The organism is Pseudonocardia sediminis, assembly GCF_004217185.1.
In the GTDB taxonomy this organism is placed as follows: domain Bacteria; phylum Actinomycetota; class Actinomycetes; order Mycobacteriales; family Pseudonocardiaceae; genus Pseudonocardia; species Pseudonocardia sediminis.
In genome coordinates this window covers 2,604,455-2,616,989 of record NZ_SHKL01000001.1, presented here as the reverse complement: position 1 = coordinate 2,616,989, position 12,535 = coordinate 2,604,455, and the positions used below count along the sequence as shown (strand labels likewise).

The 12,535-nt window shown below is 69.0% G+C and carries 9 protein-coding genes; 6 read left to right on the top strand and 3 right to left on the bottom strand.

Going from position 1 to position 12,535, the window contains the following annotated elements:
- Positions 1-217: 217 nt before the first annotated feature.
- Positions 218-349: a hypothetical protein gene (locus EV383_RS32655; RefSeq protein WP_278044833.1), complete on the bottom strand. Its 132-nt coding sequence runs from the start codon at positions 347-349 to the stop codon at positions 218-220.
- A 788-nt stretch (positions 350-1,137) separates the two neighbouring features.
- Between EV383_RS32655 and EV383_RS12210 the strand changes: the two genes are divergently transcribed.
- The 5 genes from EV383_RS12210 (at position 1,138) to EV383_RS12190 (ending at position 9,778) form a co-directional block, all read left to right on the top strand.
- On the top strand, positions 1,138-1,671 hold the full coding sequence (locus EV383_RS12210; protein WP_130290020.1) for a hypothetical protein: 534 nt from the start codon (positions 1,138-1,140) through the stop codon (positions 1,669-1,671).
- Between the two features lie 561 nt (positions 1,672-2,232).
- Positions 2,233-6,729, top strand: a complete 4,497-nt coding sequence (locus EV383_RS12205; protein ID WP_130290019.1) for a Pls/PosA family non-ribosomal peptide synthetase — start codon at positions 2,233-2,235, stop codon at positions 6,727-6,729.
- Positions 6,726-7,727: a TauD/TfdA family dioxygenase gene (locus tag EV383_RS12200; RefSeq protein ID WP_341273720.1), complete on the top strand. Its 1,002-nt coding sequence runs from the start codon at positions 6,726-6,728 to the stop codon at positions 7,725-7,727. The genes EV383_RS12205 and EV383_RS12200 overlap by 4 nt, the downstream gene beginning before the upstream one ends.
- Positions 7,728-7,881: 154 nt before the next feature.
- Positions 7,882-8,568, top strand: a complete 687-nt coding sequence (locus EV383_RS12195; protein WP_242623455.1) for a DUF4396 domain-containing protein — start codon at positions 7,882-7,884, stop codon at positions 8,566-8,568.
- 1,015 nt (positions 8,569-9,583) lie between these two features.
- Positions 9,584-9,778: a hypothetical protein gene (locus tag EV383_RS12190; protein ID WP_130290016.1), complete on the top strand. Its 195-nt coding sequence runs from the start codon at positions 9,584-9,586 to the stop codon at positions 9,776-9,778.
- Between the two features lie 18 nt (positions 9,779-9,796).
- Here EV383_RS12190 and EV383_RS12185 read toward each other — a convergent pair whose 3' ends face one another.
- Entirely contained in the window at positions 9,797-10,456 is a 660-nt protein-coding gene (locus EV383_RS12185; RefSeq protein WP_242623043.1) for a TetR/AcrR family transcriptional regulator, read from the bottom strand.
- Between the two features lie 84 nt (positions 10,457-10,540).
- On the opposite strand from EV383_RS12185, the gene EV383_RS12180 reads away from it, so the two are divergent.
- The gene (locus EV383_RS12180; RefSeq protein ID WP_130290015.1) at positions 10,541-11,935 is read left to right on the top strand and encodes an MFS transporter; all 1,395 of its coding nucleotides are present in this window, start codon (positions 10,541-10,543) and stop codon (positions 11,933-11,935) included.
- Positions 11,936-12,140: 205 nt separating this feature from the next.
- Here the strand turns inward: EV383_RS12180 and EV383_RS12175 are convergent, their stop codons facing one another.
- Entirely contained in the window at positions 12,141-12,368 is a 228-nt protein-coding gene (locus EV383_RS12175; protein WP_130290014.1) for a hypothetical protein, read from the bottom strand.
- Between the last annotated feature and the right edge of the window lie 167 nt (positions 12,369-12,535).

The following is a 12,535-nucleotide window of genomic DNA, read 5'->3' as shown; positions in this document are numbered from 1 at the left end:
GCACGGCCCGTCGACGTGGGAAGCGGCACACGGCCGAGGAAGATCGCGACTGCGAGCAGGACCGCACCGATACCAGCCAGGACGGCCAGGCATAGGTGCAAAGGTGGCCTAGGCCACCGTCGTGTCCGCCATGGCCGGTCGGTGGGCTTAGCTCGTCGCCGGCGGCAGTAGCAATCGGTGTCGCAGCAACGGCCCCCGAACCGGGGACCGACGTGGACTACGCGGCCGGGGGATGATGCATTCCGCTGGTGCCGGTGGCCGGAGCCACGACGAGCGCGTGCATGCTCAGGAGCCCGAAGAGCACAGGCAGGGCCAGCAGCAGGATCCGCCCCCACCGCCGCCCGTCCATGTCGCCCAGGCTACGCGCGCCGTCCCGGCCGCCGCCCACGTCGCCGGACTGAAGGCGGTCGGCACAACACCACCGGCCATGCCGAGCGGCGGGGTCGCGCCCGATCGCCGTGCCACGAGCCCACTCCCGCGGGCGCACGGCGATCGGCGATCGGCGATCGGCGATCGGGACGGCCTGGCACCGGTACCAGTCGATGGTCGAGCGAAGCCCGTCGTCAAGGGTGGTGGCGGCCGACCAGCCCAGGAGGTCGCGAGCGGCGGCGATGTCGGCGACGTGTGCGCGGTCCTCGGCTCGGTCCGCGCGGTCGCCGAACCGTGGACGGACCCTCGCCTCCCGACAGGGCCACTGCCTGCTCGACGGTCTCCCGGATCGTGACCCGCTGGCCGGAGCCGATATCCACGACTGCGCCGCACGCCTTATCGACAACGGATGCTCTCACGAAGGCCTCGACGGCATCATCGACATAGAGCCAGTCGATGACTCGCTCCCCACGACTCAGACGAGGCGGTCGACCAACGACCAGGCGGCCGAGAACATGGGGGTACCAGCCGATCCGCATGGGGGTCGCCGGGGCCGTAGACCATCGCGACCCGCAAGACGACCACACACTGGATGCAGCAGACCCCGGGTACCCACGGCCTCGCCGACGATGTCGTCGAGGCTCGTTCCGTTGTCGTTGGCGACCTGTTCGGTAACACCGCCGGCAAGTGGCGCGAGTCCGGCAGCGCGGTCACGAGTCGGCCCGACGGTCGTCGAGCTGTCCCTGCCCGGCGAGGAGGTGCCCGGAGATGACCCGACTGACTCAGTCGACACCGGTCCTTGTCCTCGCCAGCTTGGTCGCCGTGCTGAGCGCGCTTGCAGCCGACCTCGGAAGCAACCACCCGACGCATCTGCTTGTCGCCGCCCATGCGGCCGTGGTCATGTGGTGGCTCTGTCGTCGGCTCAGGCACCACTTCTGTTCGGCCCGGGCGATCGTGACGGTAACCCTGGTACTGCAGCCGCTGTTGCACTTCGGCTCGGGGCCGGAAGCGGCTCATCTCGTCGACATCGACGACGACGGAGTCCTCCACCTCCTGGTCAATGCCGCGCAGCCTGTCGTGACCCAGATCGTGGTTCCGGCGGCCGCGCTGATGGCGCTGACAGCCCTCATACGTCTGCTGGGCCTAATTCTGAGGGTTCTGCGTCCGTCGATCACTCCCGCCCATGGGGCCGTCGACGCGGACCTGCGCGTCCCCGGCGTCGTCCGCGTCGGCGGCCAGCGGCATTCGCTCATCGCGATGTGCGGATGGACGGTAGCTGCGATACGCGGGCCGCCCGTCTAGGGCTCGCCACTGAGTCGTGCGTGTCAGGACCGACCTCGGTCCGGACGAGCTCGCCGACCACAGCGTTGTCCTCCCCGGCGTGAACCAGCTGGAGATGTCTGCGCCGAGTCTTGAGCTGATCTGTTGCTGGAAGATGCCGCGGAGCTTCGGCACGCCTGATCAACCTGAATCGGGCGCGCTGCACTCGCATCGCGGACACAGGCCGGCGCTGTCGCGACGGCTGAACCGGGCTCGGCATGGGCCGTTCCGGCGCGCCCGCGCAGGACGTGCGACCCACTCCGGATTCCTCGTCACGAAGCGTGCGATGTCGAGCGACCGGCACCGAGCACCAGCTCCTTCCGTGCTCAGCGCCTACTCCGTCTGCTCCAGGCGTTTCTGCCCGGTTCATCGGGTCCTGAGGCACTCAGAGGTCGACGCACCGAATCGATGACCAGTAGTCCCACCCTCGACTGCGCTGGGCCAGAGGTACGCATCGGATGCAGCTCCTGGCATCCAACGTCCCAGGGGCGTCCGAGCGCCGACCAGCGGCAGGCGAGGGACCGTTCAGCGTGAGGAAAGCGCATGAGTACTTGGGAACAACTCCGTACGCCGGATGTGGCCATCCGGTCGGGTGAACACGTCGATACCGACCGAGCAGGTCCCCTGACCGCGTCGCGATCCGATGCTGCTGGGCTGGGGCAGGTGCTCATCGATCACCAACAGGCGCAAGGCAGGCGCGCCCGCTCGGGCGAGCGGCTGGAGTACCTGTTCGAGGCTCGATGCGACTGGATGGTCAGGTTCAGCAGCGGCGACCGCACGGCCGTGGACGCGTCCGATGGCGTGCTGTCCTATCTGGAGCTCGACGACGAGGCCAATCGCCTGGCCCGCTACCTGCGGCTACACCACATCGGTGGCGGTGATCGGGTGGTGCTGCTGCTCGACGATCCGGTGGAGAGGTTCGTCGCGATGATCGCGGTCGCCAAGGTCGGCGCAGCCTGCGTCCCGCTCGACGTGCGTCTCAGAACCGTCCAGATCGAGGCGATCATCGCCGACGCCGGTGCTCGCCTCTTGCTGTCCACCTCGACCGTCCTTGCCGGGATGCCCGGGATCGACGGACGGACCGCAACCACCGTGGTCCCGCTCGACCTCGCCAGGCGGTTCATCGCTGAGCAGAGCCCGAAACGACTCCTCGATGTCGAGCGCGGTGCCCCGGGTGGCCCTGTCGCCTACATCGTGTACAGCATCGACGACGACGGGGGTCCGCATGGCGTCGCGATCGAGCACAGCAGCGTCTGCAACTTCGTCCGTGTCGCTGCCGAGGTGTACGGCATCGGGCCGTACGACCGGGTGTTCCAGGGCCAGTCACCGGGTTCGGACCTCGCGATCGAGGAGACGTGGGTGCCATGGGTCGCCGGCGCGACGGTCGTGGCGCCACCGGTCGGTGCGCACCTGCGAGAAGCGGCGCTGTGGCGATTCCTCGGGGAACGATGCGTGACGGTGCTCAGGACCGATGCCGCGACCCTCGCCGGCCTCGACGAGCGTCTGCTCTCACTGAGGCTCGTACTCGTATCGGGCGCCCTGTGCCCGCCGGAGCTGATCGCACGTTGGCAGCGCCCCGGGCGACGACTCATCGGTACCTACGGCCCACCGGAGGCGACCGTCGCGGCCACCTGGACCGAGCTGCGTCCGGGAGAGCCACCGTCCTTGGGTACTCCCCTGCCGACCTACAGGGTCGTCGTGCTGGACACCAACGATCCGCGACGAGTCCTGCAGCACGGTGGGGTCGGTGAGATCGGGATCGCCGGGCTCGGGCTCGCCTGCGGCCATGGCGACGGGGACGACCTCGCGCGGGAGGCGTTCGTCCCTGATGTCCTCGACATACCCGGCAATCCGTCGAAACGGATCTTCCGAACCGGTGACCTGGGCCGCGTCACCTCCGATGGCCGGCTCGAGTACCGAGGCCGGATCGAGGGGGTCGGGTGCCCGCGTGGCCGCCGTTTCGAGCCGGTGCCCTCGGCGGTGGTTCCCAGCGACGCCGCGTCCCGTGCGGCCGGGTCCGCGCCGGATGGTGCCGCACCTGCGGCACCCGTCCGGGTGGTGGAGACCGCTCTCGCCCCGAACAGCCTCGAGGTGCTGATGGTCGAGGTGCTCGGCGGGGTGCTGGGCCGCGACCGGGTGCCCGTCGACGCGCACTTCTTCGACGACCTCGGCGCGGACTCGCTGACGATGGCCCAGTTCTGCGCCCGGGTCCGCAAGCACCCCGAGCTGCCGTCATTGGCCATGCAGGACATCTACCAGCACCCCACGTTGCGGCGTCTGACGACCGGACTCGCGTTGCCGACGGAAGCACCGGTGGAAGCCCCCTCGCGCGACGTCACCGTCGCTCGGCTGACCGGGATCCTCTGCGCCGTGCTCGACCGCGAGGAGGTATCCGCTGAGGCGGACATCTTCGACGACCTCGGCGCGGACTCGCTGACGATGGCACGGCTCTGTGCTCGCGTCCGCAAGGATCCCGATCTGCCCGCGCTGTCGATGCGGGACGTCTACGCCCATCCGACCCTGGCTGCTCTGGCAACGTTCCTGGCTCCCAGCCAGGAGGGGGTCAGACCCGATGCGGCCGGGCTTGCGACACGGCTCGGCGAGGTACTCGTCTCCGTGGTCGAGCGAGAGGTACCGGCCGAGGCGAACTTCTTCGATGACCTCGGTGCTGACTCCTTAATGATGGCGAAGTTCTGCGCGCGCGTCCGCAAGGACCCCCTGTTGCCGACGCCGTCCATGCAGGACGTCTACGCCCATCCGACCCTCGTCGCCCTGGCCGCCGCCCTGGCGCCGGCCGGACAGCTCCGCGACCACGTCGCCTCGTCGAGCTCGCCGGACGAACCTGCTGTGGTCCTGGACCGGCCGGAACCTCTCCGGCGAGTCGGCACCTCCGGCTACGTCCTCTGCGGAGTGCTGCAGGTCGGCTTCGTCCTGGGCTGGTCCTACCTCATGGCGCTCGTGCTCTACCGAGGCTACGAATGGTTCATCGCCTCGCCGAGCCTGCTCGATCTCTACGTGCGAGCTGTCGTCGTCGGCGGTGCCGGCTTCGGCTTCCTGTGTGTGTTCCCCATCGTGGTGAAGTGGGTGCTGATCGGCCGATGGAAGCCCCGGTCGATACGAGTGTGGAGCCTGGGCTACGTCCGGTTCTGGGTCGTCAAGACGGTCGTGCGCCTCAACCCACTGGTCCTGTTCCGGGGTTCGCCGATCTATGTTCTCTACCTGCGCGCTCTCGGTGCACGGATCGGGCGGGACGTGGTGCTGTTAGCTCAGTCCGTGCCGGTGTGCACCGACCTGCTCTCGATCGGTGACCGCTCGGTCGTACGCAAGGATGCCCTGCTCCCGTGTTACCGGGCGCGGGACGGCGCCATCGAGACCGGCTCGGTCACCCTCGGAACCGACGTGTTCGTCGGCGAGGCGACAGTTCTCGAACTGGGCACGCGGATCGACGACGGTGGCCAGCTCGGACACACTTCGGCGTTGCTCAGCGGTCAGGTCGTGCCGGCGGGGGAACGCTGGCACGGGTCGCCGGCGCGGCCGGCGGGCGTGAACTACTGCACCGTTCCTCCCGCGCCGTGCCGACGCCTTCGTAAGGTCGTCTACTCGGTCCTGCTGCTGGTGGGCACCGTCGGGTTCGCGGTACCGGTCGGGCTCGGTGGGCTCGCCTTCCTACTGCGCGAGATACCTCAGCTCGCCTCATTGCTCGCCCCGGGACCCGACGCCTTCCGGCACTGGTACTTCTACGCCGAGATCCTCGGACTCACCTTGGCGCTGATGTCGGGTGTCCTGCTCGTCGCGTTCGTGGCGGTACTCACGGTCCCTCGGCTGCTCGCCCTCGCCGTCCGCCCGGATCGCGTCTACCCGCTCTACGGGATCCACTACTTCCTGCACCGGGCCGTCGCGGCGACCACCAACAACGCGTTCTTCACCAGGCTGCTCGGCGACAGCTCGGCGATCCCGCACTACCTGCAGCTACTGGGCTACGAACTGCGACCGCTCGTGCAGACGGGCAACAACTTCGGGTTGGTCATCAGGCACGAGACCCCGTACCTCGCCACGATCGGCACGGGCACCGTCGTCGCCGACGACCTCTCGATCGTCAACGCGGACTTCTCAAACACCTCGTTCCGCCTCTCGCGGACCGTTGTGGGAACGCACAGCTTCTTCGGTAACCGGATCGCCTATCCGTCGCAGGGCAGGGTGGGGAACAACTGCCTGCTCGGCACCAAGGTCATGATTCCCATCGACGGGCCGGTGCGGAAGAACGTCGGTCTGCTCGGCTCGCCCTGCTTCGAGATACCGCGCACCGTGGCACGTGATACCCAGCTGGGACTCAGCGACGACAAGCTGCGGCGGGCCCTGCGTGAGAAGAACCGGCACAACCTTCTCACGATGGCATTTCAGTTGCTCGTCCGCTGGCTCTACGTGACCGGGATCGCTCTGCTCGTTCCCGCCGTGGCGGTGTTCGAGGTAACCCTTGGTGCCTTGGAGATCGTCATCGCGCAGGTTGTCATCGTGGTCTTCACCGTCCTGTGGTTCTCATTGGTGGACATGGTGTTACGCCGACAGCAGCTGCGGGCGCCCAACGGGTGCTCGATCTACGAGCCGGTGTTCTGGGGTCACGAGCGGTTCTGGAAGGTGCCGGCATCGAGCCATCTCATGCTGTTCAACGGAACCCCGTTGAAGGGGCCCGTCTATCGCCTCAACGGAGTTCATGTCGGGGCTCGGCTCTACGACGACGGCGGCGCGCTGGTCGAGCGGTCGTTCGTCTTCATCGGCGACGACTGCATGTTCAACGAGCGCAGCATCATCCAGAACCACTCCCAGGAGGACGGTGCGTTCAAGTCCGACCACACCGTGCTCGGGTCCCGCGTCACGCTCGGCACCGGCGCGTTCGTGCACTACGGCATCACCCTCGGGGACGACACAGTGATCGAAGCGGACTCGTTCGTCATGAAGGGCGAGGAGGTACCCGCCGGCGAGACGTGGGGCGGCAACCCGGCGCGCGAGCTGCCCACTAGATCCATCCCGGGGACGACATGAGAGCCGACCGCTCGGCACGGGAAGTCGACATGGCGTCCACCGGCCGGCTTCACGAGATTCAGGTCGAACGCCGCGTCGGCGCGCCGGCACTGTTGAGAGCAGATCCCGATGACCCCTTTCGGTGGGCGTTCGAATCACGTCGGGTGCTGCGTGCGGCAGTGACCGAGCACGGCGCGGTCCTGGTCCGTGGCCTGGGCCTGTACGAGCCGGTGTTGGCCGGTGATGTTGTGAGGATGCTCGCCGACGGTCTGATGGCCGACCGCGAACGCTTCGCGCCGCGGGCGGCGTACTCCGACCGCATCTACTCGTCCACCCGGTGGCCACGTTCGGGTTCGATGTGCCCGCACCACGAGCTCGCCTACTGTGACTCGTTCCCGGCACTGATGATGTTCGTCTGCCTCACCCCACCGGTCGACGGCGGGTCGACCGTCCTCGTGGACTCCTCGGCCGTGCTCGAGGCCCTGCCCCCGAGCCTGGTTCGTCGGTGTCAGCGCGACGGGTGGCTCCTGATCCGCAACTACAACGGCGAGATCGGTCCGTCGTGGGCGGAGTCCTTCGGGTCCGGAGATCGAGCCTGGGTCGAGCGCTACTGCCGCGCCCACGCGATCGACGTCGAGTGGAGGCCCGGTGGTCGGCTGCGTACCCGGCAGAGACGCCCGGCCGTCCTGCGCCACCCGGTCACCGGTGTGCGCTGCTGGTTCAACGACATAGCGTTCTACAGCGAGTGGATCTTCGGGCCGGCTGCGCGCAACGACCTGTTCGACATGTTCGGGGCGGACGGGCTACCCGTGACCACCCGCTTCGGAGACGGCACCCCCATCGGCTGGGACGTCGTGTCGCGGATAAGGGACGCCTACGGGGAACACTCCGTGCGGGACGCGTGGCAGAGCGGCGACCTGCTCCTCGTCGACAACATCCGTACGGCGCACGGCCGCGATCCCTACACGGGCCCACGCGAGATACTGGTCGGGCTCGCCGATCCGGTAGACACAACCTGATCCCGAACGGTGATCTTCCGGGAGAAGCTCCGGGGCTTCGGGTGCCCCGAGCGCCATCTCCACCGGACGCCGGATCATGATGCAGGACGACGTGCCTCGCTATGGTCGGTTACGGCTGGCACCGGACAGGCTGAACGGGGACTATCGCGTGAACATGATGACCATGGACTCGAACCTTCCAGGGTGGGTGACACCGGTGGCGTGGATCTACCTCGTGGTCGCCGTGGTCTCGGCCGTCGCAATCCTCGGCGACCTCTACCTGCTCGGGCACCGCCAGCCCTCCCGCTCGATGGAGGTCGTCTGGCCGGTCACCGCGCTCTACCTCGGACCGCTGGCCGTGTGGGCCTACGCCCGCTGGGGTCGCACGGGCAACAGCCCCACGGCGCAGACCGACGCTGTCGCCCCGGCTACGACGGTGACGGCCGGGCTGCCCGGCGGAGCCGCGTCCGTGCTGGCCCACCTCGTGGGCGTACCCCTGGTGGCCGTCACCGGGTGGACCATCGCCGGGCTCGGCATGTGGGCGATGATCGCAGTCATCGCCGCGATCGCCCTCGCGCTGCTGTTCTTCTTCGAGCTGTCCTCCCGGGCCGCAGCGAGCGCGTCCCCCGGTACGGGTTCGACGGTCCGACGAGCCGGGATGGTCGCCGTCGTCACCATCCTCGCTTTCGACGTCGGCATGGTCGGCTGGATGGTCGTGCTGCACGTCGGCACGCTCATGCCACCGGCGAGCGAGATCAGTTTCGTGCTCCTCATGCAGATCGGCGTCGTGCTCGGCCTAGCGACGGCCTACCCGGTGATCAACCGCCTGGCCCGGCCGACCACCGGCACGGCCACGAGCTGATCGCCGCAGCGCGGGGCCCAACCTGTCATGCTCCAACCGGCCCCACGGCGAGCGCACTGCTCATGCCGGGTAGTTCGACCCCGGAACAGCGAGCCACCGGCTGGAGCAGCGCCACAAGGCGCGGCTCACGAGCAATCGCGGGCGTCGGACTCATCGACCGTGACCCGCGCCGACCCCACCGATGAGCTGTCGGGGCCACGATGGCGCCCGTCTCCGCCTCGGCTCGCAGTCGGTCTCGGTCAGGGCCGCAAAGTGCTCGGCGGGGGCGCAGTAGCGGATCGTGTCCGCCACGACCGGGCCGCCGAGCGTCGAAGCCTCGGGATTGAGCGGGCCGGAGGTGGCTCCGACGGACAGGGCTTCGCGTCCGGACTGCCTGCCCGGTTTGCCCTCGACGGTTGGGGCTTCACAAGCTGTGTCCGGGTCCAGAGATCGAGCCCCAGCACGACGACGAGCACGGTCACGGTGACCGGCCCCGGCTGCCACGCGGATCCCGGCCCGTAGGTGCGGTCTCGCCGTGGAATGCGGTGCGATCGGGAAGATCTCGCGGGTAGCGCGCGTCCCGCGACGGCACGACGCGAGGCGGAGGCCGCACCGTCGCCTCCCGGCTCAGCCCTGGTGACCTACGGCACCTGAGCATGCGCGGCGTCCGCCCCGCGGGCCCACCACCCGCATCCGCCGACCTACGGCGCCCCGGCGGAGCGCACGCACCCTTCGCAGCGGGCCCGGCGATCGAGCTCGAGCGGGAGGTGAACAAGGACGGCCAGATCGTCCTCGACGGGAGCAGGCACCTTGTCGGGTTCGGCTGCGCCGGGCGCCGCATCGCGCTGCGCCGCGACGGTCACCTCATGCACGCCATCGCCGATGGCGCCCTTATCGGGACCGGCCCCGCCCGATCCCGGCGGCCAAGCTCCCCGCCCTGCACGGCGCCCGCCAAGCCGCCACACGACTCCTTCCACCACCGCTTCCCGCAGGATCGCTTCAGACCCAACGGAAGGTCCACGCCAGCGGCCGAATCATGGTCGCCCGCCAGCGGATCAAGCTCGGCCCGTGTCACGCGGGGAAGCTCGTCACAGTCATCGTCGAGGACACCCACGTCCGCGTCCTACACAACGGCGACGAGATTGCCGTCCGACCCCGCCGCAGCCTCGCCCCGATCACCCGACTCCACGTCACCGGAGCCGGCGTCCACGACACGCTCGCCCGTCAATGATCAACTGACGATGTTCGGTCAGACGTCACCTGAAACCACACAGTGACATGCGTCCGCACCGGCCGGCGGCGGCCTTACGCTGATCAGCGCTGACGAACGTCGGTCGAGCAGTGACATGACCGTCGAGGTGATCAGTTCCGGGGCGTGTGCTGCGTCGAGGTTGCCGGCCGCGAGTTCCGTGGCCGCTCCGTGCAGGATCTGGTGGAGCACGGCGACCAGCCACGTCACAGGCATGTCGGTGCGGAACTGCCCTTCCTCGCGACCACGCTCGATCAGCTGCTCCACACGTGCTGCCGGCGCTTTGTGCAGCTGCTGGATGCGCTCGGCCGGGAGTTCGTTCCAGGCCGCTGAGATCACCGATTTCGACTCGTCGACCAGTTGCCAGCTGGTGCGGATCAGTCGACCCAGCGCCTCACGAGGATCGCCGGCGAGATCGACCGCGGCCAGGTTCGACTCCCCCCGGTCGATGACCCGGGCAACCACGGCGTCGACAAGTTCCGGTCTGGATGCGAAGTGCCCGTAGAGCGTCACCCGTCCCAAGCCGGCTTCCTTCGCGATCTCGGCCATCGTCGCGCTCGGACGTCGGGCCAGGCAGGTGACCGCGGCGTCGAGGATGCGCTCCACGTTCCGCTGGGCGTCGGCGCGTCGTGTGCCCGATCTCGTCGTCTGGATCGTCAAACCAGCCTCACTTCTCGTACAGCCACGTATGAGTTACGGTAGCACTCGGAACCTGAACACCAGTGTTCAACTTAGGAGGCTCGGATGTCTACCGCGCAGGACCAACCCGGCGTCGAACAGGGGCTGCACCCGAAGCGCTGGACAGCGCTGGGTCTCCTCGGAACGGCGCAGTTCATGCTGATTCTCGACGTGACGGTCGTGGCCATCGCGCTGCCGCAGATGGGCATCGATCTGAGCCTGTCCCGGGAAGCGGTCACATGGGTCGTCGCCGCGTACACGCTGACGTTCGGCGGGTTCATGCTGCTGGGCGGCCGCAGCGCAGACCTGTTCGGTGCAAAGGCGATCGTCTACGCCGGACTCTCCGCGTTCAGTATCGGATCCCTCGTGGCCGGACTCGCCGGTAACGCCACCATGCTGCTCGCCGGCCGGATCGCACAGGGGCTCGGCGCCGCGATGCTCTCGCCGGCGGCCCTGTCCGTGGTGGTCCGCCTGTTCTCGGGTGACGAACGCAATCGGGCACTCGGCATCTGGTCGGCGCTTGGCGGCGGCGGAGCCGCCGTCGGCGTCCTGCTCGGCGGTCTGATCACCGCAGGACCGGGCTGGCCGTGGGTCTTCTTCATCAACATCCCGGTCGGCGTGATCGTTCTCGTCGGCCTGCTCCGTGTACTGCCGACCCTGCCGGCCCTGGCCGAATCACGCGGCACCCTCGACATCCTCGGTGCACTGCTGGTCACCGCGGCGACGGGCTCGGCCATCTACGCACTCACCGTCGCCGGTGAAGCCGGCTGGGCCAGCGTCACAACTCTCGTGGCCGCCGGCGCCGCGATCGTTCTCTACCTGCTGTTCGCCTGGCGGCAGAAGACGGCTCGCTCGCCTCTCATGGACCTCGGCCTGCTGGGGCGCCGACCGGTGACCGCCGGTGTGTTCGTCATCCTCATCGCTACCGCTCTCATGGTCGCGATCTTCTTCCTCGGCACGTTCTACTTCCAGCAGTCCGCCGGGCACGGCCCCCTCGTGACCGGCCTGCTCTTCCTGCCCATCGCCCTCGCCACCATGACCGGCGCGAACCTCGGCGGGCGCCTGATCGGGCGGCTGGGCGCGCGCGCCCTGGGCGCCGGCGGCATGGTTGTCGCGGCGATCGGCCTGCTCGTCCCGGCCCTATGGACTACGACCCTCGCCACGACCATCGGCGTCAGCTTCGGTGCCTTCGGCATCGGCGCTCTCTTCGTCGTCGCCTCGGCCACCGCACTCGGCCAGGTCGCCCACGAGGAGGCCGGCATCGCCTCCGGCCTGCTCAGCACCTTCCACGAGTTCGGAGCCTCGATCGGCGTAGCCACGGTCTCGAGCATCGCTGCACTGAGCCTCTCGGCCGGGGCAGGGGACGCCGGCTTCCAACAGGCCTTCGGCGCGGCGGCCGCAGCCGCACTCGTCGCCGCTGCAGTCGGATTCGCGCTGATCCCAGCTCGATCGGCCCACTAAGCGGCCACGCGCCCAGCACGTCGTCGCCGTTGGTGACGCGGCCCTCAACGGCACCCCTGTCTCCCACGGTCGGCGACGACGTAGGCCGAGATGACGGGCTCGTCGTGGCCAGGCCCGCGAAGGCCACAACGATCCCGACGCTGGGTTCGTCGACGCACCAACCACCCCCCCGCTCCAGCCGTTGTGGCGGGCCCGCGGTCACTGGTCACCGTTGCTCGGTGCGGTGTTGGAGGTCGGCGTCGCGGGCGTCGAGGTAGTACGCCCGCCAATGCTCAGGGCCACTCGGCGGGGCCGGGGTCTCGTGGTCGAGGCTCTGCGGGCGGGTGGTGGTGTCGAAGCCGTCGCTGCCGGGGTCGTGGCTGCGCCGCGGCGGAAACCGGGCGGGGAGGTAGCGGGGCCGGTCGGGGCCGGTCTCGGCGGCCAGTTGCGGCACCGGCTGGCCCTTCCTGGCCGCCCGTTCGAGGGCGAGCTCGTGGAGTCGGCGTTCCTCTTCGGTGAGCCGGTGCCGGCCGGGGGCGCATTCGCGGGGGTCGATCGCGCTGGTGGGTTGTGCAGGGCGGCGGGAAGCCAGCGCACGCGCCATTCGGCGACCACGTCGGG